Annotated in this window: 20 protein-coding genes and 1 pseudogene; 12 read left to right on the top strand and 9 right to left on the bottom strand. The window is 66.2% G+C overall.

Features of this window, described 5'->3' with window-relative positions:
• Positions 1–948, top strand: coding sequence for a sensor domain-containing diguanylate cyclase (locus GWQ44_RS28870; RefSeq protein ID WP_275928896.1), 948 nt, complete (start codon positions 1–3; stop codon positions 946–948).
• Between the two features lie 117 nt (positions 949–1065).
• The gene (locus GWQ44_RS28875) at positions 1066–2391 is read left to right on the top strand and encodes a hypothetical protein (RefSeq protein ID WP_275928897.1); all 1326 of its coding nucleotides are present in this window, start codon (positions 1066–1068) and stop codon (positions 2389–2391) included.
• Between the two features lie 7 nt (positions 2392–2398).
• On the opposite strand, the gene GWQ44_RS28880 is transcribed toward GWQ44_RS28875, so the two are convergent.
• Positions 2399–3526, bottom strand: a complete 1128-nt coding sequence (locus GWQ44_RS28880; protein WP_275928898.1) for a saccharopine dehydrogenase NADP-binding domain-containing protein — start codon at positions 3524–3526, stop codon at positions 2399–2401.
• Between the two features lie 404 nt (positions 3527–3930).
• Here GWQ44_RS28880 and GWQ44_RS28885 point away from each other — a divergent pair, with 404 nt between their 5' ends.
• Complete coding sequence (locus GWQ44_RS28885; protein WP_016966444.1) at positions 3931–4800, top strand: oxaloacetate decarboxylase; 870 nt, start codon at positions 3931–3933, stop codon at positions 4798–4800.
• Positions 4801–4833: 33 nt separating this feature from the next.
• On the opposite strand, the gene GWQ44_RS28890 is transcribed toward GWQ44_RS28885, so the two are convergent.
• Complete coding sequence (locus tag GWQ44_RS28890; RefSeq protein WP_275928899.1) at positions 4834–5238, bottom strand: response regulator; 405 nt, start codon at positions 5236–5238, stop codon at positions 4834–4836.
• A gap of 181 nt (positions 5239–5419) precedes the next feature.
• Here GWQ44_RS28890 and GWQ44_RS28895 point away from each other — a divergent pair, with 181 nt between their 5' ends.
• Complete coding sequence (locus tag GWQ44_RS28895; protein ID WP_047303728.1) at positions 5420–6169, top strand: NAD-dependent deacylase; 750 nt, start codon at positions 5420–5422, stop codon at positions 6167–6169.
• A gap of 226 nt (positions 6170–6395) precedes the next feature.
• On the top strand, positions 6396–7769 hold the full coding sequence (gene ppnN / locus GWQ44_RS28900; RefSeq protein WP_016966441.1) for a nucleotide 5'-monophosphate nucleosidase PpnN: 1374 nt from the start codon (positions 6396–6398) through the stop codon (positions 7767–7769).
• An 88-nt stretch (positions 7770–7857) separates the two neighbouring features.
• Here the strand turns inward: ppnN and GWQ44_RS28905 are convergent, their stop codons facing one another.
• Positions 7858–9081: a dienelactone hydrolase family protein gene (locus GWQ44_RS28905; RefSeq protein WP_275928900.1), complete on the bottom strand. Its 1224-nt coding sequence runs from the start codon at positions 9079–9081 to the stop codon at positions 7858–7860.
• A 301-nt stretch (positions 9082–9382) separates the two neighbouring features.
• Between GWQ44_RS28905 and GWQ44_RS28910 the strand changes: the two genes are divergently transcribed.
• A complete protein-coding gene (locus GWQ44_RS28910; protein WP_275928901.1) occupies positions 9383–11146 on the top strand; it encodes an FAD-dependent oxidoreductase in 1764 nt (587 codons plus the stop codon).
• A 15-nt stretch (positions 11147–11161) separates the two neighbouring features.
• Here the strand turns inward: GWQ44_RS28910 and GWQ44_RS28915 are convergent, their stop codons facing one another.
• The gene (locus tag GWQ44_RS28915; RefSeq protein WP_275928902.1) at positions 11162–12190 is read right to left on the bottom strand and encodes a hypothetical protein; all 1029 of its coding nucleotides are present in this window, start codon (positions 12188–12190) and stop codon (positions 11162–11164) included.
• A gap of 217 nt (positions 12191–12407) precedes the next feature.
• Here GWQ44_RS28915 and GWQ44_RS28920 point away from each other — a divergent pair, with 217 nt between their 5' ends.
• The gene (locus GWQ44_RS28920; RefSeq protein ID WP_016962891.1) at positions 12408–12782 is read left to right on the top strand and encodes a DUF2784 domain-containing protein; all 375 of its coding nucleotides are present in this window, start codon (positions 12408–12410) and stop codon (positions 12780–12782) included.
• 122 nt (positions 12783–12904) lie between these two features.
• Here GWQ44_RS28920 and GWQ44_RS28925 read toward each other — a convergent pair whose 3' ends face one another.
• Complete coding sequence (locus GWQ44_RS28925) at positions 12905–13723, bottom strand: helix-turn-helix domain-containing protein (protein WP_275928903.1); 819 nt, start codon at positions 13721–13723, stop codon at positions 12905–12907.
• Between the two features lie 143 nt (positions 13724–13866).
• On the opposite strand from GWQ44_RS28925, the gene GWQ44_RS28930 reads away from it, so the two are divergent.
• Entirely contained in the window at positions 13867–14268 is a 402-nt protein-coding gene (locus GWQ44_RS28930) for a DUF6713 family protein (RefSeq protein WP_275928904.1), read from the top strand.
• 14 nt (positions 14269–14282) lie between these two features.
• A complete protein-coding gene (locus GWQ44_RS28935; RefSeq protein WP_275928905.1) occupies positions 14283–14612 on the top strand; it encodes a DUF2834 domain-containing protein in 330 nt (109 codons plus the stop codon).
• Positions 14613–14694: 82 nt separating this feature from the next.
• Here GWQ44_RS28935 and GWQ44_RS28940 read toward each other — a convergent pair whose 3' ends face one another.
• The 3 genes from GWQ44_RS28940 to GWQ44_RS28950 all read right to left on the bottom strand — a co-directional run bounded on the left by GWQ44_RS28940 (position 14695) and on the right by GWQ44_RS28950 (position 18137).
• The gene (locus GWQ44_RS28940) at positions 14695–16050 is read right to left on the bottom strand and encodes an MATE family efflux transporter (RefSeq protein ID WP_275928906.1); all 1356 of its coding nucleotides are present in this window, start codon (positions 16048–16050) and stop codon (positions 14695–14697) included.
• Between the two features lie 201 nt (positions 16051–16251).
• A complete protein-coding gene (locus tag GWQ44_RS28945; RefSeq protein ID WP_158552888.1) occupies positions 16252–16419 on the bottom strand; it encodes a hypothetical protein in 168 nt (55 codons plus the stop codon).
• 104 nt (positions 16420–16523) lie between these two features.
• Positions 16524–18137: a mechanosensitive ion channel domain-containing protein gene (locus tag GWQ44_RS28950; RefSeq protein ID WP_275928907.1), complete on the bottom strand. Its 1614-nt coding sequence runs from the start codon at positions 18135–18137 to the stop codon at positions 16524–16526.
• A 210-nt stretch (positions 18138–18347) separates the two neighbouring features.
• Here GWQ44_RS28950 and GWQ44_RS28955 point away from each other — a divergent pair, with 210 nt between their 5' ends.
• The 3 genes from GWQ44_RS28955 (at position 18348) to GWQ44_RS28965 (ending at position 20798) form a co-directional block, all read left to right on the top strand.
• Complete coding sequence (locus GWQ44_RS28955; RefSeq protein ID WP_275928908.1) at positions 18348–19283, top strand: ankyrin repeat domain-containing protein; 936 nt, start codon at positions 18348–18350, stop codon at positions 19281–19283.
• A 43-nt stretch (positions 19284–19326) separates the two neighbouring features.
• Positions 19327–19773 carry a hypothetical protein gene (locus tag GWQ44_RS28960; RefSeq protein ID WP_275928909.1) on the top strand — a complete coding sequence of 149 codons (447 nt, stop codon included), beginning with the start codon at positions 19327–19329 and terminating at the stop codon, positions 19771–19773.
• 83 nt (positions 19774–19856) lie between these two features.
• Positions 19857–20798: a class I SAM-dependent methyltransferase gene (locus GWQ44_RS28965; protein WP_275928910.1), complete on the top strand. Its 942-nt coding sequence runs from the start codon at positions 19857–19859 to the stop codon at positions 20796–20798.
• A gap of 466 nt (positions 20799–21264) precedes the next feature.
• Here GWQ44_RS28965 and GWQ44_RS28970 read toward each other — a convergent pair.
• Positions 21265–21373: pseudogene (locus GWQ44_RS28970) on the bottom strand (IS110 family transposase); the annotation flags it as partial.

The raw sequence follows: 21373 nt of genomic DNA on the forward strand, positions 1-21373 counted from the left end.
ATGCCCAAACGAATGGATTTCAGTGAGCTGCACTGGTTGCTGGCGGTGGTCCAGAGCATCGACGTGGGGATCGTGGTGCTCGACCTCGAATGCCAAGTCCAGGTGTGGAACAGCTTTATGGAGAACCGCTCCGGCGTGCCCTCCAAGCAGGCCATCGACCAGTCGTTCTTCGCGCTGTTTCCCGAGGTCGAGCGGCCCTGGTTCAGCCGCAAAGTGAGTCGCGTGGTGGCCCTGGGCACCCCGGCCTTCACGATCTGGAAACAACGGCCGTACCTGGTGCACTTCAAGAACTACCAACCGATCACCGGCCAGGGCGAGTTCATGTACCAGAACACCACCCTGCTGCCGCTGCGTTCGTCCAACAGCGAGATCCACCACGTCTGCCTGGTGATCTACGACGTCACCGACGTGGCGATCAACAGCCTGGCGCTGCAGCAGGCCAACCGGCAGTTGCAGCACCTGTCGCGCATCGATCACCTGACCCAGCTGTTCAACCGCGGTCACTGGGAACAGCGCCTGGCGTTCGAGTACAGCCGCCACGGCAGCGCCATCGCCCTGCTGATGCTGGACATCGATCACTTCAAGTCGATCAACGATCGCCATGGGCACCAGGCCGGGGACGCGGTGATTCAGCGCGTCTCGCAGCTGATCCACGCGCATGTGCGCGACAGCGATGTGGCCGGGCGCTATGGCGGCGAGGAATTCGCCATCCTCCTGCCCCACACCGACCTGAGCGGGGCCCAGACCCTGGCCGAGCGCCTGCGCCAGTCGGCAGAACAGCAGCAGGTGATCCACAACGGCCAGGCCATCGCCTTCACCATCAGCCTGGGCATCGCCTGCCTCGACCGCCCGGCCCGGGATCACCGCTGCCTGATCGAATGGGCCGACCAGGCGCTGTACGCCTCCAAGCACGCCGGGCGCAATCGGGTCAGCACCTATGCGCCTTGAGCAGCGGCACTCGGGCTCCTTGAAAAAAAACCGCCGCCAAGGGATAAACTGCGCGCCTTTCCGGTCCATCCCCCGGTCTGCTACGCCTTTTCCAGCGCCACAAGGAGTCCCGTGCGCATGTCCCAGTCGAATTCAAACCGCTCCCCGCAAGAGCAATGGCGGCAAGCCGTGCTGACCTATGCCCGCGACATCAACCAGTATGTCGAAACCGGCACCCGCGAGGGCTGGAAGGGCCTGAAGGAGCCGAACATGCCCGACACCGAGCACCTGTTGCAGGATTGGCAGGCGGCTCTGCAAGCGAGCAACCAAGGCCCCTACGACGCCGCGCAGCACCACGCCTTCCGCCAGGACTGGCCACCGGCACACTTCCCACTGACGCCACGCCTGGAAAGCCAGGGGCGGATGATTCCGACCCTGGCCCTGTTGCCGGACGGCAGCCTGCTGGCCCGCATCGGCGCGCCCTACGAGGCCGGCTGCGTGGTGCATATCGAGGACGCGCGGATCGAAACCCTGGAGCAGGTGGAGTGCTTCGGCGTGTGCCCGCAGCGGCGTTACTTCGCCTGGGGCCGGGCCGACGGCATTCAGGTCACTGACGGCTGGAACGGGCCGCAGGTGGCAAGTTTTGCCTGGCCCGATCCCCACGCGAGCCTGCCGGCTGGCGTAGACCTGGAAGACAGCGGGCGCCCCACCCCCACCAGCCTGATTCCCTTCCCCGACGGGCGCCGGGTGCTGCTGGTGAGCGCCGACGGCATCTTTGTCCTCGCCGCCGAAGGTGCCACGCGCCTGCTGCCGAGCCTGGAAGACCTGAAGCAAGAGCTGGCCGACGGCGTCGCCCCGGAGGACCTGAGCATCGGCCTGAGCATGGAACATGGCGCGGTGTCGCCCGATGGCCAGTGGATCGCCATCGGCGAGCAAAGCGGTATGCACCTGGTGTTCGATGCGAGGTTGCAACGGGTCGCGCAGATCGGCCCCGCCAGCGAGTACCCGCACTTTGCGCACTTCAACCCGCGCGGCGACCGCCTGCTGCTCAACGCCTGCCACTTCTACGGCGGCGCCAGCCTGGGGGTGGCGGTGGCCGACCTGCCGGGGCTCTCCACCGACTTCTACAGCGACGACCCGCGCACCCCGGTGCTGCAGGAAGGCGCCCGGGTGTACGCCGCCGCCTCACGGGGCGACGAGTTCATCATCGGCGACGCCTACGGCTACCTGCGGGCCGTCAGTGAAACCGGCGAGGAACGCTGGCAGCACTACATCGGCTCGACCCTGACCGCCCTGGACATCAGCGCCGATGGCAAGACCCTGGTGGCCGCCACCTATGCCGGGATCATCGTCAAGATAGACCTGGACGCCGGGCGCCCGGACTGGCAGATCGGCACCGGCGAGCACCACGAAACCCACCGCTGGCTGTTCTGGAAGGACCTCGCCAAGCCGCTGCTGTGGTGAGTGGGTTCTAGACCGGCGGGCGCGAGAAACTCACCTGCAGCCGCAGGTGGTCAGGGTCATCGATCGCCCGCAGGTACTCCGCCACGCTGACCTCGCCGGCGCTGGACCGGGCACCCGGGGCCGGCACATGGCCGGCCAGCAGCTTGTGCACCACCGCCACCGCCGCGCAGCTGGGGATCTCCGGACCATGGTCGTGGGTGGCGGTCAACTGCGCGTACATCGACAGCGGCTGACCGTCCTGGCCCAGGCCATGCACGTCCACGTACATGGCACTGAGGCCGTCGCCGAAACCTTCAAACCAAGTGCCGCAACGATGCAAACGCGCAGCCCAAGGCGCCGGGTCGGCGATCAGCCCGAGCTTCACCGCCTGGGCCAGCAGGGCGTTGGCCAGCCCGGCTACCTTCAGCCCGGCACCAGCCTTGAAGCTCAGGGTGTGAGCACCATAACGCTCGGCGAACAGGTCCAGGTCCGGCACATCGACATTGGCCACCAGCCGCGTGCCCAGACCCGGCAACTTGCGCAGGGTCAGGCCCTGCCAGCCGATCACCGGGAGCGGCTGGCCGTCCTTGAGTTGCAGGATCGGCCGGCCGGCGTAGGCCAGCACGCCCTGGATGGTGGACAGGCCGGGCATTTTCGCCGAGGAGGAAATGCCGTGCTCGATCCGATCGATGCGGGAGAAACGCTCACGGTGCTCATCGATGATCGCCGTCGACAAGGTCGGCACCGAGCTGCAACCGCTGAGCAGCATTACCCCGGCCGCCCGGGCCTGGGCGTCGAGGACGCCAATGCCACCGACGAACTGCCGGCAGTCCGCCAGATCGCAATAGTTGACCCCGGCCTCGATGCAGCCCTGGGCCACCGCATAGGACTGACCCTGGAACGGCCCTGCGGTGTGGATCACCCAATGCACATCCAGGGCCTTGAGCGCCGGCACCCACTGCGGGCCCATGGCATCGCCGCACCAGCCTTCGCAGGGCTGTCCACCCTCGGCTTGCAGCGCCTGAACCTTGGCTGCGAGCTTGCGCGGGTCACGCCCGGAAATCAGCAGATGCACCCCGGGCGTCTGGATCAGATAGCGGCAGACGATGCTGCCGAAATTGCCATAACCACCGACCACCAACACCCTGAGCGTCATTGCCTGCATCCCTGGACCAAGCCGTTATCCGGTGCAGAAGGCACCGTTCGAGGCGCGGCAGCTTCCTTGATTTGCCGCGGATCGACAAGGGGCCGCCGCCTCTGCAATATTCGGTCGACAAAAAAATGCCAATGCCGGTCCGGCATAATGCTATGCAAATTCCTCATCAACTGCGGCATTGGAGCGTGATAGCCTCGTCCTGCTATGTCGGCCTCGCATAATAAACCTGCCGGTTTACCCAACCGAGCGGGACCCAGATGCCTTGTTATCCCCCTTTGCTTCACCTTCATCTGCCCAACTAACGTTTCGCTGTGAGCCTTTCGATCATCGGCTCACCAAGGGAACTGATTGCAAAATTTGACTCGACCCCAAGGTCGATCTCTCGATCCTATCTCGGAGCTGTTATGTCCAGGCTTTCCCATCAAGATTTGCGCCGCGGTTTCCGTGAACTGATCGCCTCCAACTCCTGCTACCACACCGCTTCCGTGTTCGACCCGATGTCCGCGCGCATCGCCGCCGACCTGGGTTTTGAAGTGGGCATCCTCGGCGGTTCCGTGGCCTCGCTGCAGGTGCTGGCGGCCCCCGACTTCGCCCTGATCACCCTCAGCGAATTCGCCGAGCAGGCCACCCGCATCGGCCGCGTGGCCCAGCTGCCGGTGATCGCCGACGCCGACCACGGCTACGGCAACGCGCTGAACGTGATGCGCACCGTGGTGGAACTGGAACGGGCCGGCATCGCCGCGCTGACCATCGAAGACACCCTGCTGCCGGCGCAGTTCGGGCGCAAATCCACCGACCTGATTTCGGTGGCCGAAGGCGTCGGCAAGATCCGCGCCGCCCTGGAAGCCCGGGTCGACACCGAGCTGGCGATCATCGCCCGGACCAACGCCGGAATCCTCCCGGTGCAGGAAATCATCAGCCGCACCCAGCAGTACCAGCGCGCAGGCGCCGACGCCATCTGCATGGTCGGCATCCGTGATTTCGAGCAACTGGAACAGATCTCCGAGCACCTGAGCGTGCCGCTGATGCTGGTGACCTACGGCAACCCGGCACTGCGCGACGATGCCCGCCTGGCCGAGCTGGGGGTGAAAATCGCGGTGGACGGCCACGCCGCCTACTTCGCCGCGATCAAGGCCACCTACGACTGCCTGCGCGAGCAGCGGCAGATCTTCACCCAGGCCTCGGACCTGAGTGCCACCGAGCTGGCCCATACCTACACCCAGCCCGAGGACTACATCGTCTGGGCCAAGGAGTTCATGAGCGTCAAGGAGTAACACCGGCGATTGGCCGGGGTGAGGCGCAACGCCTCAACCCTGGGCCGATTTCAACGCACCTTCCACGCAGTCGAGGATCTGCCCGATGGTCCAGGGCTTGCGGATGAAGGTCACCGGATAGCGCACCCCGGAACTCTCGGGGGTCTCGAAACCCGACATCACCACGATTGGCAGCGACGGCCAGCGTTCACCGCACAGGTTGCTCAGGCTGGCGCCGTTGAGCGTGCCGGGCATGCTGATGTCGGTGAGCAGCAGGGCCACGTCCGCGGCATGTTGCTGCAGGAATTCCCAGGCCCGATCGGCACTCTCCATGGCCTCGGTGGCAAACCCCTCGTCCTGCAGAATCTCGCAAAGAAACTCCAGCACCGTCGGTTCGTCCTCCACCACCAGGATCAAGCGAGAGGTGGCGTCGGGGCGCACGGATGAGGCTGGGCACATGGGGCTGACACTCCCTGAAAGGTTGAGAATTGCGCGGACAGGACCGCTGACAAGAGTTATGAGCGGCGGCTTGACGATAAATTCATTCCCGATGCGCCCGCAGTGTTTTTTTCGGACAGGTCCGAACCGGCTGGCGATAATGCGACCCCGATATCAGCGTAACAAGGGAGACAGGTCATCCATGGAATTCGATCCCCAACGCCTGGCCCAGGCCCGACACCTGGTGGTGTTCAGTGGCGCCGGAGTCTCGGCCGAAAGCGCCATCCCGACCTTTCGCGACGCCCTGACCGGGTTGTGGGAGAACTTCGACCCGGCGCGGCTGGCCACGCCCCAAGCCTTTCGCGAGGACCCGGCGCTGGTCTGGGGCTGGTATGAATGGCGCCGTATGAAAGTGCTCCAGGCCCGCCCCAACCCGGCCCACCTGGCGATTGCCGAACTGGCCCGACGCGTACCGCGCCTGACCCTGATCACCCAGAATGTCGATGACCTGCACGAGCGCGCCGGCAGCCCCTCGGTGCTGCACCTGCACGGCAGCCTGCACCACCCCAAGTGCTTCGCCTGCAACCGCCCCTTCAGCGGCGAACTGCCAGAACCCGTGTTGCCGGAGCAGGGTTGCAGCCTGGAGCCCCCCCGTTGCACCGGCTGCAACGGCAAGATCCGCCCCGGGGTGGTGTGGTTCGGCGAAGCCCTGCCACCGCACATCCTCAAAGAGGCATTCAAAGCGGCAGGCGAATGCGACCTGCTGCTATCGGTAGGCACCTCGGGTCTGGTGCAGCCGGCGGCGCAGATCCCCCAACTGGCGCTGGAGCAAGGTGCCTGCGTGGTGCACATCAACCCGCAGCCCCAGGCCTGTACGAAGCCTGAGGAATACAGCCTGGTGGGCAAGGCCGGACAGATTCTGCCGGAACTGTTGCGCCAGGCCTTTGCCTGATTTTCTGGGAGCTGACACGCCGTTCACGACGCGGATCGTCATTTTTCCCGCCACAGCGGCCCGGCATGAGGTAGATTCAAGCAGCGAATAACCTCGCAACGACGTTTGCTTTCTTGCCCTGCCGCTGGAAACCAAGCCCCGTACCGGTGGCTCTGTTCACTGCCCCGCCGTTTTTTCGCCACTGAGCGCACATGGCGCGGTGGCGCCGATTTCAGGAAATGGATTAATGCCGCAAAGACACGTGATCAATGCTTCGGTCAGCCCGAAAGGCAGCCTGGAGACCCTCTCGCAACGTGAAGTGCAACAACTCAGCGCCGCCGGCTCCGGCAGCATCTACACCCTGTTCCGCCAGTGCGCCCTGGCCATTCTCAATACCGGCGCCCACGTCGACAACGCCAAGACCATCCTCGACGCCTACCACGATTTTGAAGTGCGCATTCACCAGCAGGATCGCGGCGTGCGCCTGGAACTGCTGAACGCGCCGGCCGACGCCTTCGTCGACGGTGAAATGATCGCCAGCACCCGGGAAATGCTCTTCAGCGCCCTGCGCGACATCGTCTACACCGAAAACGAACTGGACAGCCAGCGCATCGACCTGGAGAGCTCCCAGGGCATCACCGACTACGTCTTCCACCTGCTGCGCAACGCCCGCACCCTGCGCCCCGGTGTCGAGCCGAAGATGGTGGTGTGCTGGGGCGGCCACTCGATCAACACCGAGGAATACAAGTACACCAAGAAGGTCGGCCATGAGCTGGGCCTGCGCAAACTGGACATCTGCACCGGCTGCGGCCCGGGCGTGATGAAAGGCCCGATGAAAGGCGCCACCATCGCCCACGCCAAGCAGCGCATGAGCGGCGGTCGCTACCTGGGGCTGACCGAGCCTGGGATCATCGCCGCCGAAGCACCGAACCCAATCGTCAACGAGCTGGTGATCCTGCCGGACATCGAGAAGCGCCTGGAGGCCTTCGTCCGTGTCGGCCACGGCATCATCATCTTCCCGGGAGGCGCCGGCACTGCCGAGGAGTTCCTCTATCTGCTGGGCATCCTCATGCACCCGGACAACCGCGACCTGCCGTTCCCGGTGATCCTCACCGGCCCGCGTAGCGCGGCGCCGTACCTGGAGCAGCTCAACGCCTTTGTCCTGGCGACCCTGGGTGAAGCCGCGCAGCAGCACTACCAGGTCATCATCGACAACCCGGCGGAGGTCGCCCGGCAGATGACCGAGGGGCTGAAGACCGTCAAGCAGTTCCGCCGCGAACGCAACGACGCCTTCCACTTCAACTGGTTGCTGAAGATCGACGAGAGCCTGCAGCGCCCCTTCGACCCGACCCACGAGAACATGGCCAGCCTGCAACTGAACCACGCCCTGGCGCCCCATGAACTGGCGGCCAACCTGCGCCGCGCGTTCTCCGGCATCGTCGCCGGCAACGTCAAGGACCAGGGCATCCGCCTGATCGAACAGAAAGGCCCCTACAGCATCCACGGCGACCCGACGATCATGCGGCCCCTGGACCAGCTGCTCAAAGCCTTCGTCGAGCAGCACCGCATGAAGCTGCCCGGCGGCGCGGCCTATGTGCCGTGCTACCGCGTCGTCAGTTGAGCTGGATCACACAACCCATCACAAACCACGCCACAGCAACGGGCCCCTCGCGGGGCCCGTTGTCATTTCGCCTGGCACGTCTGCCGGGTCAGCGCTGCCAACGGGCCATCAACTGGTTGGACAGCAGGCTTTCATCGAGCACCTTGCGCGCGCACTCGGCCCCCGCCACCGGCAGCCCTGCCGGATCCAGCAGGCCGATCTGCACCAGCACGCTGGCCTGATCCCAATAGATGTGCTCGTGGCACAGCTTGTCGCCGCGAAACCCGACCACCGCCAGCATGGGGATTTCCACGTACTTGCCGGTGGGCTTGACCCCGGGCAGCAGCCAGTCGATTTCCGTGCTGTGGGTGAAGCAGAGGATGAATTCGTCCACCACCTGCAACGCGCCAACCGTGCGCGACACCGGGATCATGCGGGTGTCCGGCGGGTTGCCGTGGACGAAGTGCTGCTCGTAGAAACGGCTCAGATCAGCCGCGCCGACACCACCGGTCAGCGTCGGCACGTGATTGACGTAGGGCTCCTTGACCATGGTCGCCATGGTGGCCGGCACGTCCCGGGTCGCGAATTCGTGGCTGACATGGGCCTCCCACAGGGCACCGAGGTCGAAGTCCGGCCCCACCGCCTTTTTCAGCGCGGCGATGCTGCGCCCGTGAGCCAGGGTTGCCGAAGGCTTGTGGTAATGCTCGCTGCCGATGCGGGCAAAAGCGTGGTCGGCTTGCGGGTAGCTGTAGATCTCCACCCCGGGGCGCCCGGCCAGGGCCGCGCCGATGCGCTGGCGGGCCGCAGCATCACAATAGACATCCTGTTCGGCGAAGTGCAGCACCAGACGCCCGTGGATATGCACCGCCTCGTCCAGGTATTCATCGATGCCCATGCCGTAGTAACCCACGGCGCAGGCCGCATCGGTCCGGGTGGCGGTGAGGTAGGCCAGCTTGCCGCCCATGCAATAGCCGACGTAGCCCACCGCCGGGCCGCTGACCGCCTCCAGAGCGCGCAGGGCCTCGATCGAGGCGGCGATGTCCTGCACCGCGCGGTCCAGGTCCAGGCCGCCGAACAAGCCCAGGGCCACCTGAAAGTCCGCGGCGCTGTAGCCCAATTCGACCCCGGGCTGCTGACGCCAGAACAGGTCCGGCACCAGGGCCACATAACCCTCCTCGGCATACAGATCAGCGGTGGCGCGCATATTGGCGTTGATGCCGAAAATCTCCTGGCCAATCACCAGCCCAGGCCCCCGGCCACTGGCGGGCAAGGCCAGATAGCCACGGAATACGCCCGCCCCATCAGCGGCGCTGATTTCTAGGTAGTGCCCCATCTTATTGTTCTCCTCAAGGCTCGGCTCATCACGGCCGGTGCCTATTAGGAACCCGCCGCAAGCGCTTTGCCTACCCCGCAAGTGCAAGCTTTTGTCACCGGACCTGAGCGGATCGCTACCCTGGAAAAGCCACTTTTCAAAATACTGGAACATAATTCCATTTTCTTGCATGATCTGCGCACCCGCACAGCCAGGCAGCGCTGACGGCCGAAAACCCGACCCGGACGATGCCATCGGTTCCAGGGCTTGGGCGCTCGATCAGCCGGACCTGGGAATAAAAACATGCACAAAGGCCTGCTCCGTGACCCAAGCCCCCACTCCCCCTCTACCGCCCCTGGATTGTGATTTGCTGGTGATCGGCTCCGGCGCCGCTGGCCTGGCCTGCGCGGTGACCGCCGCCTGGCACGGCTTGAAAGTGATAGTAGTGGAAAAGGATTCCACTTTCGGTGGCGCCAGTGCCTGGTCCGGCGGCTGGATGTGGGTGCCGGGCAACCCCCTGGCACGCCGCGCCGGCATCGATGAAGACCCGCAGCAACCGCGCACCTACCTCAAGCATGAGCTGGGCGAACGCTATGACGCCGCGCGCATCGATGCCTTGCTGGATAACGGGCCGCAGATGGTGGCCTTCTTCGAGCAGCACACGGCCCTGCAATTCGTCGATGGCAATGGCATTCCGGATATCCACGGCCAGGTGCCCGGCGCCGGGGTCGAGGGCCATCAGCTGATTGCCGCGCCCTATGACGCACGGGCCATCGGCCCCCTGCTCAAACGCCTGCGCAAGACCCTGCGGGAAACCTCGTTCATGGGCATGCCGATCATGGCCGGGGCCGATCTGGGGGCCTTTCTCAGCATGACCCGCTCGTTCAAGTCGCTGCTGCATGTCGCCAAGCGCTTTAGCCGCCATCTGCGGGACCTGGCGCTGCACGGCCGGGCCATGCACCTGGTGAACGGCGTGGCGTTGATCGGCCGGCTGGCCAAGTCCGCCGAGCAATTGGGGGTCACCCTCATGGAGTCCACGCCGGCCCGCTCGCTACTGCGGGATCAGCAAGGGGTGCACGGCGCCCTGGTGGACACGCCCCGGGGCCCGCGGGAAATCCGCGCCCGGCGCGGCGTGGTGCTGGCCGCCGGCGGATTTGCCAATGACCCGGTTCGGCGCCAAGCGCTGTTTCCTCGCGCACCTGGGCCGGATGAACATCTGGCCCTGCCGCCATCGAGCTGCTCCGGGGATGGCATCCGCCTCGGCGAAGCCGCCGGCGCGGTCCTGGCCACGGACCTCGCCAGCCCGGTGGCCTGGGCCCCGGTATCGCGGGTACGGCATGCCGATGGCAGCGTCGGGCACTTTCCCCACATCATCGACCGGGCCAAGCCCGGGCTGATCGGCGTGCTGGCCAACGGCAAGCGCTTCGTCAACGAGGCCGACGGCTACTACGACTACACCGCCGCCATGGTCGAGAAGGTGCCAGCCGGCGAGGAAGTGGCCTCCTGGCTGATCTGCGACCATCGCTTCCAGCGCCGCTACGGCCTGGGCTATGCCCGGCCCTTCCCGTTGCCCGTTGGCCCGCTGGTGCGCAGCGGCTACCTGCAGCGGGCCGACTCGATCCAGGCCCTGGCCCGCCAATGCGGCATCGACCCACAGGCACTGGCGGACACGGTGCAGCACTTCAACCAGCACGCCCGCCACGGCCAGGACCCCGAGTTCGGCCGCGGCTCGACGCCCTACAACCGCAAGCAGGGCGACGCCCTGTACCCCGGCCCCAACCCTTGCGTGGCGCCCATCGAGCAGGGGCCGTTCTACGCGGTGAAGGTGCTGCCCGGCAGCTTCGGCACCTTCGCCGGGCTCAAGACCAATGCCCAGGCCCAGGTGCTGGATCAGGCCGGCGCGGCGATCCCCGGGCTGTATGCGGCGGGCACCGACATGGCCAGCGTGATGGGCGGGTTCTACCCCTCCGGCGGCATCAACCTGGGCCCGGCCATGACCTTCGGCTACATCGCCGGACGCCACGCGGCCGGAGTTGAGGCCTATGAAGCCGCACTGCCTAGCGCCGCCGTGACCGATCCGCGCTGAGTCGCCACGCGGCCCTCAGGGCGAACGGCCGCCAGCCGGGTCTTCCGCCACCCCGGGGACCTGCAACTGGCTTTCGATCTGCCGGCCGAGGTAATACACCCCGGCCAAGACTCCATGCTCGGGGTCATGCAGTTGCCGGGACCAGGCCTGGTCGAAGGCCGCCCCCAGGTCCCGCCGGGTCTGGGCCTGCACCCCGTCCCGATCATGGTCCTGGACCAGCGCCCGGACCCCGGCCACCCCCACCGAGATCAACGCACCGGCCACCCGCCCCACCGCCGCCGCCACGGCACCGGCGACACCACGGGTGGCGAACTGGGCCTGGATTTTCTCGCTGGTCACCTGCGCCACCTGGGACACGCCAGGGGCCGGCGTGCCCTGCCCGGCCGCCGCCGTGCCACGAATCTGCCGCAACAGCGGCCCGTAAGCGGGCAAGCGGGCGATGGGCTCGACCCGCAACAGCTGGGTCAAGTAAGCGCGCTGTTCGGCAGCCGGCCCCAGATCGATGGCCAGCACCTGATCCAGATGCTGGTCCAGCCGCGGCGTCGGCAGCTGGTAGCGCTGGCCGATCTGCGCCAGTTGCTGGCGCAGCAACTGCACATAGAACTCCATGGCCTCGCCGGTGATCTCGTCGGCATCGATCTCCAGCGCCACCGGCGCCAGCACCCGTTCCTGGTACTGCTCCTGCAGGTAGGCGGCCAACCGCCCGGAGGCTTGCCCGGCGTCGCCGCGACTGTTCAGCGAATACCAGCCGACCTTCAGCGACAGCCATTCCTGGGTCCAGTAACCGCTGAACCAGGGAATGAACTGCTCGTCGGTCTGCTGGTAGACCCGGGTGCGCCAGTGCTCCATGGAACCCTGGGCGTAGACTTCAGCCTGGGCGGTGGCGCTACGGGAAGCGTCGAGCAGCTCGCTGTCGACCTGACGCCAAATGGCCGGGCTGACCGGGGCCGGCACTTCGGCTTCCGGGGCCCGGTGAGCGCAGCCGGCGAGCACCAGCAGCAGCGCCAGCAGGCAATGGCCAGAGCAGAGCATCGATCGCCGCAAGGCAGGTTCCTCCCGCAGAAGCCGCGCCGGCATCCGACACAGCGCCATGGCGTTCCAGCAGTATAGGTAGCGCCGCCACGGCGGCTGCGGGCAAAAACCGGCAGCGCCCCGGGCTTTTATCCTGCCTCATGAACAAACACTGCCAGCGCCCGCTCACCCTCGGTATATTGCCCCCCGGCGTTCGCGCCACGGACCTGCCCCTCGCCAAGGAACCCCCATGCTCTACCGTATTGCCGCCGACAGCCTGGTGCTGTTTCACCTGTCATTTATCGTCTTCGTGCTGCTGGGCGGCCTGCTGGTGCTGCGCTATCCACGGCTGATGCTGCTGCACCTGCCGGCCGCCGCCTGGGGCGTGGCGGTGGAAGTGCTGCACCTGGAATGCCCACTGACCCGCTGGGAAAACCTGCTGCGCCACGCCGCCGGCCAGGACGGCTACGGCGCCGGGTTCATCGAGCACTACCTGATCCCGCTGATCTACCCCGCCGGCCTGACCCCGGGCATCCAGCTGTGGCTGGGCGGCCTGGTGCTGCTGGTCAACCTTTCGGTCTACCTCTATCTGGGCCAGCGCTGGGCGCGCAGCCGTCACGCCTGAATCTGCGCGAGCAGCCTGCTTCAGAGCGCAAGCGACCTTGCCCGTTGGTGCCGCAAAGCCCCCGCGCCTGATCCGCACACCTGGCGCTGTTGATCGACGCAACGGGCACGGGTCCTGGCGATCTAGCCCGGGGCACGCTCGTCCAGGCGTTTGCAGGCCTGGGTCATGGCCTGCCAGGTGGTGTCATCGGCGGGAATCAGGTGCTCGATGCGCAGTGACGCCACGGTGATGTCCTGGGGCATGCCGAAGGTGGTGAAGGTGGAAAGAAAACCCAGCTCGCCCTGGGGCCCGCGAACCCGGGTCAGCAGCAATGGCGTGGCCAGCTGCGGAGCGGGTGCCGACGCCTCCGGAACGGGCAGGCTCGCCAGCAAGCTCGCGAGTTCAGGGTCCACCGCGGCCTCCCGCGCGGCTCGCTGCCAGGCCACTTGGCGGATCTCCTCGGCGTTGATCAGGCAGTCGCCGAAACCGCCGGGCGCCAACAGCGTCGTCAACAGATTGAAACCCTGCTCAAGCGCCTGCAACGGCAACCCCAACAGCTGAAACAGGGCCGTGGTGGCCTGGTTGGCCGCCTGCACCTGCCAGAGGCTGTCGATGACAATGGCCGGCGCCGGGTTGTTGGCCTTGAGCAGGTGCATCAAGGCCATGCGCACCGGCTCCAGCCCCGGATCCTTCAACGCCAGGGCGGCGTAGCGCGGTGCGTAGCCAGCAGCGAGAAACACTCGGTTGCGGGTTTGCAGCGGGGTGTCCAGGCTGCTCAGCAGGCTGTGCAGCCATGCCGGACTCGGTTGCGCACGACCGGTCTCGACGCAGCTCAGGTGCCGCTGCGACATGCCGGCCTGCAAGGCCAGTTGCAGCTGGCTCAAGCGCGCCTGCTGACGCAACTGGCGCAACAGCTGGCCCACGGGCGGCGAGTCGACGGCGGCGGGAGCCTGTTCACTCATCACTGCTCGCTCCTTGAAGGTGATTGTCATGCGGGCGCATCAGACAGGATCGGTCGCCGGCTGTCTATGACCTGTGAGGTCATTGAGCAACGACGGGCCTGCCACTTAGCCTGTTCGCCCGCCGCAGCTCAAGGAGTTTCACCGTGAAAGAAACACTCTGGATGCTCTGCCTGGCGCTGTTCGCCGGGCATGAACTGGATGCCGTGGCCCAGTCCGAATGGCGCTTGCTGTATGGCTTGCGCCACCTCGATCCGGCACTCGGGCAGGCGCTGTTCATTGCCCTGCATGTGCCCCTGGTGGCTGCGTTGATCGGGCTCACCGGGCATTCGCGCCCCGCCGTGCGCCGCAACAGCCGGCGGTTGCTGGCCGGGTTCGCTGTGGTGCATGCCGGGCTGCACGTCAACCTGCGCGAACATCCGCTGTATCTGTTCGACTCGCCGTTGTCCCAGACGCTGATCTTCGCCTGCGCCGGTGCCGGGCTGCTCTACCTGATAGTCGACCTGGGCCGGCACCACCGTCGGGCCGACTTCCCGCTGGCCGATTGACCGAGGACCTGACCATGCCCCCTCCCTACCCGGCGCTGCTGGCCCTGCTGGCCTTCAGCGGCTACACCCTGTTCACCCTGCTCCAGGCCGAGCAGCCGCTGCTGCAGTTCGGCCTGCAACTGCTGTCGCGGCCCGACACCGCGCAAGTGGTGATCGACCTGTACCTGATGGCGTGGCTGGCCTCGGCCTGGATGCTCGACGACGCCCGCCGCCGAGGGCGCTCCGCATGCTCGGTGCTGCCCTATCTGCTGCTGACCGCCGTGTTCGTTTCCATCGGGCCGCTGCTGTACATCGTGGTCCAGGGTTGGCGCCGCGCCTCGCCGACGGCGATCCATAGGCGTTGAAACCGCGGCATCGCCGCAAGGCCCGCTGGCGAGTAATCCCGCGGCAAGTTGAACACTTCACAGCGCCCGCCGCGCGCCCCTCTCAGATCAGGCGCTGGATCTGCTTGTGGCGCCAGACCAGCCTGAAGTAGCAGACCTGCAGCACCAGCATGCACAGGTAGGCCACCGGGAAGGCCATCCACACCCCTTGCAGGCCGAAGTGCGCATCCAGCAGGTAGGCCGCCGGCACCTGCACCCCGAGGATGCAGAAGATCGAGATCGCCACCGGCATCAGCACCGTGCCGCTGGCGCGCATGATGCCGCCCACCACCGCCTGGAAGCCGAACACCAGAATGCTCCAGAGCATGATGTGCAACAGATGTTCAGCCTGCACCAGGGCTGTGGGGTCGATGATGAACAGCCCCAGCAGCCAGTGGGAAATCAGGTAGCCGAGCAGTACCAGGGCGCCGGTCAGGCACAGGTTGATCGCCAGCCCGGTGCGCAGGATCGGGCTGATGCGCTCCAGGCGCCCGGCGCCGATGGCCTGGGCCCCGAGGATCGACGCGGTGATGGCGATCGACAGCGCCGGAAACTGCACATAGTTGACGATCTGGGTCACCGCGCCGTAGGCCGCCGTGGCCTGGGAACCGTGGCGGTTGACCAGGGCCAGGATCACCAGTTCGGAGAGCGAGATCACCACCATCTGCACCCCGGTCGGCAGGCCGATGCGCAGCACTTTGCCGAGGATCGCCCGGTCCAGCTTCATTGCCGCGAACAGCGCCCGATCCGGCGCCAGCGGGTGCGCCCGACCGCTCAGGCGCCAGACCAGAAAGCCCATGGCCAGGATATTGCCCACCAGCCCGGCGAGCGCCGCGCTCTGGATGCCCATCGGCGGCAGGCCCAGCCAGCCGCGGATCAGCGCCGGAGTCAGCAGCAGGCCCACCAGGGTCGACACGATCAGCGCCAGCAACGGCGACAGGGTATCGCTGACACCGCGCAGCAACTGAGTGAAGAGCACGAACACCAGCAGCAGCGGCATGATCAGCATCATCACCCGGGCGTAACCCACCGCCTCGTCCAGCACATCCAGGGGCGTGCCCAGGCCCTGCAAGGCCGGCCGGGCAAACAGCATGCCCAGCACCGCCCCCAGCAACCCGATCAACGCGCCCAGCAGCAAGGTACTGCCGGCCACCGCCTTGACCGTGCCCAGCTCCCGGGCGCCCCAGGCCTGGCCGATCAGCACCGAGGCCCCCGCGCCCAGGCCGATCACCAGGGCAATGAAGAAGAACACGATGGGGAACATCCCCGACACCGCGGCCAGCGCCTGGGTCCCCAGCATCTGACCGATGTAGATACCGTTCAGGGTGCCGGAAAACGACTGCAGGAAGTTCGACAGCACCATGGGCAAGAGGAAGATCAGATACACCTGCCAGAGCGGGCGCTGGGCGGGAATGGACATGGACAGGCAACCTCGGATCAAGACGACAAAGGGCCACGAAGAAACTCCGCAGCGCGGAGCTCGCGTCCGTCATGGACAGTGCTGCAACGCAGACCACGCGCGGCCTTTGCGCAGCGCGACGGCCTGGGGTTTATATCAGCGGTTGACGTCGAGCACCACCCGCCCGCGAACCTGACCCGCGAGCAGCTCGGGGGCCACGGCCTACGCTTCTTGGGTGACGTTCGAGGCGTTGGCGACAAAGCGCAGTTTGGCCGCATCCGCTTGCGTGGCGTCGGGGTACGTCCCGCTGACACTGCAGGCACTGAGCAACTGGCAGGAAAGTGTGGCGATCAACAGCGTCCGTAGGGCGCTGAAACGACAAATCGGCATGGTTCTTCCTTGAAGGGCGGATACGCCAATCCGAGCATGTTACTCATCCCCTGAAAAAGCGTCCATCGACTGACCACGGCCGACGAGCCCGCCCAGGCGCTGGCTCAAGGCGCCTGCGGCGGCCGTGCCGGCGCGGCGTACCACTGCTCGCGCGGCACACTCTTTTGCTGCTGCGGGTCGGCCAGGTAATGCGGCGACATGATCTGCACGCCGTACTCGTTGAACACATCCTGGATGTGCCCGTGCAGCACGCTGAGCAGTAGTGCCCGCGGCCGCGGCTCGCTGGGCAGGGCCTGGGCCACCAGGCGGTACTCGGGGTAGAAATCCGACAGTGCGGTCTGGAACACCTGCGGCTCCGGCTGCGCCAGCACGCCGTCGGTGCGCCGCGCCGCCTCCAGCAGCATGGCCTCGACCTGGCGCCAGGGGGTGTCGTAGCCGATGGTCACAGTGGTGTCCACCACGTAGCCCTCACCCTGCACGGCGCGGGAGTAGTTCTTGGTCACCGAGCTGGTGATCAGCGAGTTGGGCAGGGTCAGCACTTCGCCCAGGCCGGTACGAATGCGCGTGGTGAACATCCCCAGCTCAGTCACCGTGCCCTCGTAATCGCCGATACGCACGAACTCCCCCGGGCGCAGGGTGCGGGTGTACGTCAGGATCAGCCCGGCGGCGGCCTGCCCGACCACGCTGGAGGCACCCAGGGAAATCATCAGGCCGACCAGCACCGACAGGCCCTTGAAGGCGTCGGTGCCGGCTCCCGGCAGATAGGGGTAGGCCATGGCCAGGGCAAACAGCCAGATCGCCAGGGACGTCAGGCGCGTGGTCGGTTGCAGGGTTTCCGGGTTGAGCCAGCTGAAGGTGCCCGGCATGGCCATGCGCTTGAGCAGCCGACGACTGAAGGCGCTGGCGCCGCGGGCAATGAAGAAAATCGCCAGGGCCACTCCCAGCCCGGGTATGGCGCCGATCATGCCTTGCAGCAGGTAATCGGCCAATTCCAGCAGGTAGTGGTTGAGGCTTTCGCCCCAGGGCCGGGTGTAGGGAAAACGCGACAACACAAACCCCAGCCACTGGTAGGTGAACAAGGCCACCAGCGTCCAGCGCAACAGGCCGAACAAGCGGTTCACCAGTGGGTACAGGTAGTGGGCGTCGATCACCGGGGTCTGGCCGACCTTCAGCGCCTGGGTATGCCGGCGCATCAGCCCCGGCAGGCGCCCGAGCAACCTGCGCCGCAGCCAGCCCAGGCTCCCGAGCAAGGCGACATACAGCAAGGTGGCCAGGGCCGACGCCCCCAGCGCCAACAGCAGCGCATGCAGGTCGCGGCCTTCCTGGGTTTCGGCGATCACCTGGCGCAGGTTGCTCGCCGCCGCTTCCGCGGCCAGCTGCACCGACTCGAACTGCACCGGGTCGATGTCCTTGGCCGAGAGAATGAAGGCACGCTTGTCGCCCAGCAGCACCAGGTAGCTTTGCTGGATCGGGTCGATGTGCACGTTGAGGTCGCGGTCCTCGTCCAGCGCCTCGCTGATCACCGCCCGGGCGCGCTTGACCCGCTGCTCGGGGCTCTCGCCCAGCAGCATCGCCCGCAGCACCACCACACTGCGGTTGGCCACCTTGAGTTCGGCGGCCACCGGCGCCGGCGCCGCAGCCTCCTCGACAGCCCAGGCTGCGCCGGCACAGCACAGCACCCAGCCACACACCAGCATCGCCAACGTCCTGCCTGTCATTTCGCGCCCCCTCAACGTTATCCCTGCAAGAACCGCGGCAAACCGCCTGCCCTGCCACAGCGTCCCCCGCACCGGCGCCTCGTATCGCAGCGTAGCCCAGCGCATGCGACCTGCCAGAACGGCCCCTGCGCGCGACAGACGTGGCAGCGCCCTGCTCTGCGGCGTTACCATTGCCCGCTGTTAGCGCCCCCACCGAATGGATTCCCGACCGTGTCCCACCTCCTGGAAAAAGCTGCCGCGCGTGGCGATCTCATAGCACTCAAACGCCTGCTGGACGCTGGCGCGGACCTTGAATGGCGGCACAAGAGCACCGGGCGTACCGCCCTGCTGGCCGCCACTATCGCCGGCCATTCGGCCGCCGTGGCGCTGCTGCTGGAACGCCGGGCGAATGTGCTGCAACCGTGCAAGGCCCTGGGCTACAGCCCGCTGGCCTGGGCCGCGAGCAATGGCGACCTGGCCAGTGCCGAGCTGCTGATCGCCCATGGCGCCGCCCTCGATCAAGCCTCCCCCGAGCTGCAACGCACGGCCCTGATGAACGCCGCCCAGGCCGGCCACGAGACGATGGTGGCCTTGCTGCTGAACGCCGGCGCCGATCCCCGGCTGCTGGACTTTCAGCAGCGCAACGCCTGGTCCCTGGCCCAGGAGCGGTCCCATGCCCAGGTCATGCAACGGCTTGAACAGGCCGGTGCTGGAGCACCGCCAGCGCCCATGCCCGCCCCTCACCTACCCTGGCCGGCACCGGCGCAAGGGCACGACTGCAGTGTCGACCCGGTTACCCAGGTGCGCGCCTATACCCTGGCCGTGGCCGCCTGGGAACAACGCGGCAACGCCGTGGGCCACGAGGCGCTCGATGCCGGCTTCTGGGCCGAACCGCAACAACTCATCGAACGTTTCTGCACCCAGCGCCCACGGGCCTATCCACGCGCGTCCTACGGTGACCCCACGACTTACTCGCCAGCCGATGAACTGCTCGGCTGCGAACGGCTCAAGCCCGCCCAGGCTGAAGTGCTGATGCGCGACCCGGCCGTTCGGGCGCTGTGCTACGAGCATTGCTTCCTGCTCAAGCGCGTCGCCGGGCAATGGCGGATCGACAGCGTCAAACGCCGCCTGGCCGGCACCCGGGAATGGGCAAGCGCCATCCTCTGACGAACCCGAACGGGCTGCCGTTCATCCATCAGGACCTTCACCCATGAAATACGACGATGCCTCCTGGCACTACGGCGGCGACTTCCCTGCGGACCTGCCAGCCAGCGCCGGCGCCACCCATATCGGCCTGTTCCTGGCCTGGATGCTGATCAACGGTTTTGCCAGCGAAGAGCTGGTGGACGATGCCGCAGAAGAAATCACTCAGGTACGCTCCCGTGACCTCGATGGCCGGGAGTTTCTGTTGCAGATCCTGGATGAAAAACTCAGCGAAGCGGACTTCAACGACGAAGGCAACGCCTTCGCCCTGGCCTACTACCAGGGGCAGGACAACAGCCGGTTTTACTGCGACTACGAAAAGACCCTGGCCCCTGAACCCGGCACCATCTACCGGGTGGAAAACAGCTGGAGCAACTATGACCGGCTAGCCCCGGTGCTGGACCGACGGCTGGCGACCTGGCGCGCCACCGGTCGGCCGCAGTACATCGACTGAGCACAAGGCGGCAGGCTGTTGGTTGGCAGATCTTGCCCCGCCCATGGTTAAATGCCGCCCCCGAAAAATGACCGGCCTTGCTGATGACACCTCTCGCCCTCGCCACCCTCAACCAACATTTGCTGATCGCCCTGGACACTGCGCCCACCGAGACCCGGCGTCTGTTCCATGGCCGCGGCCGCTGCTGGCCGGGGCTGGAACAACTGACCGTGGACTGGCTGGAGGGCGTGCTGCTGGTGTCACTGTTCAAGGCGCCGGAAGCGGAACAGCTCGCGGCCCTCAAGGTGCTGCTGGTGGAGTTGGGCGACACCCCGCAATGGGCCGCCAGTGGCGCCCGCAGCCTGATGCTGCAACACCGCTACCTGCCCGACAGCCATGGCGAATGGCTGCTGGGCCAGCCGGTGGATTCCTGCACCATCACCGAGGAAGGCCTGCGCTACCAGGTGGACCTGGGCAGCAAGCAGAACAACGGGCTGTTTCTCGACATGCGCTACGGGCGCAACTGGGTGCGGGCCAATGCCCGGGGCAAGAACGTCCTGAACCTGTTTGCCTACACCTGCGGCTTTTCCGTGGCGGCGATTGCCGGCGGTGCCGAGCGGGTGGTGAACCTCGACATGTCCCGAGCGGCCTTGAGCCGGGGTCGTGACAACCATCGGCTCAATGGCCATGACACGGGCCGGGTGAGTTTCCTCGGGCATGACCTGTTCAAGTCCTGGAGCAAGGTCAAGCAAGGGGGCCCCTATGACCTGGTGATCATCGACCCGCCGTCTTTCCAGAAAGGCAGTTTTGTCCTCAGCAAGGACTATGCGCGGGTGCTGCGGCGCTTGCCGGAATTGCTGACGGCCAATGGCTGCGTATTGGCGTGCATGAATGACCCGGCGTTCAGCGTGGACTTTCTTTTGGAAGGGGTGACGCAGGAGGCGCCGGGGTTACGCTTTGAACAGCGGTTGGAGAATCCGCCGGAGTTTCCGGATGCCGATCCGCAGTGCGGGCTCAAGGCGCTGGTGTTTCGTCAGGGGCAATAGGGAGGTATTGGACGGCTGGCGATTTCACTCTTACAGCGAGTCACTTTGAAACCCGGAATGCCGGCCAGCCCGTTTCATTGCCGTTCGCATTACATGTAGCCGCTGCCGCAGGCTGCGAACGCTCTGGGCGGCACTCCGTCGCAGGGGACGCTAAACCTGCCTCCCCGATATTCCTGACATATCGCGCCGCCTGGTTTTGCGAGCGCAAGCGCTCGTTCGCAGCCTTCGGCAGCGGCTACAAGGAACCAGCCTGCGCACCTTGGCTTTGGCTTTGGCTTTGGCTTTGGCTTTTGATCTTGATCTTGATCTTGATCTTGATCTTCAGGCCCCTTCCCAGCAGGCCGAGCGCAGGCGTTGCGTAGGGGGCAGCTCGGCATGGATGCCGAGCTAGCCGCCACCCGGCCATGAATGGCCGGTTGGCGGCGGGCCCCCGGAGCAATGCCGGAGAGAGCAACCGTGTCGAACTTCAAGCCATTTCAGCGAAGTGTTTCTGATCGCGGATCATGGCATTCAGAATCGTCAGCAGCTTTCTCATGCAGGCAACCAAGGCCACTTTCTTGCTCTTCCCAGCAGCC

The sequence above is a fragment of the Pseudomonas sp. 3MA1 genome, assembly GCF_029237275.1.
GTDB classification, from domain to species: Bacteria; Pseudomonadota; Gammaproteobacteria; order Pseudomonadales; family Pseudomonadaceae; genus Aquipseudomonas; species Aquipseudomonas fluorescens_AP.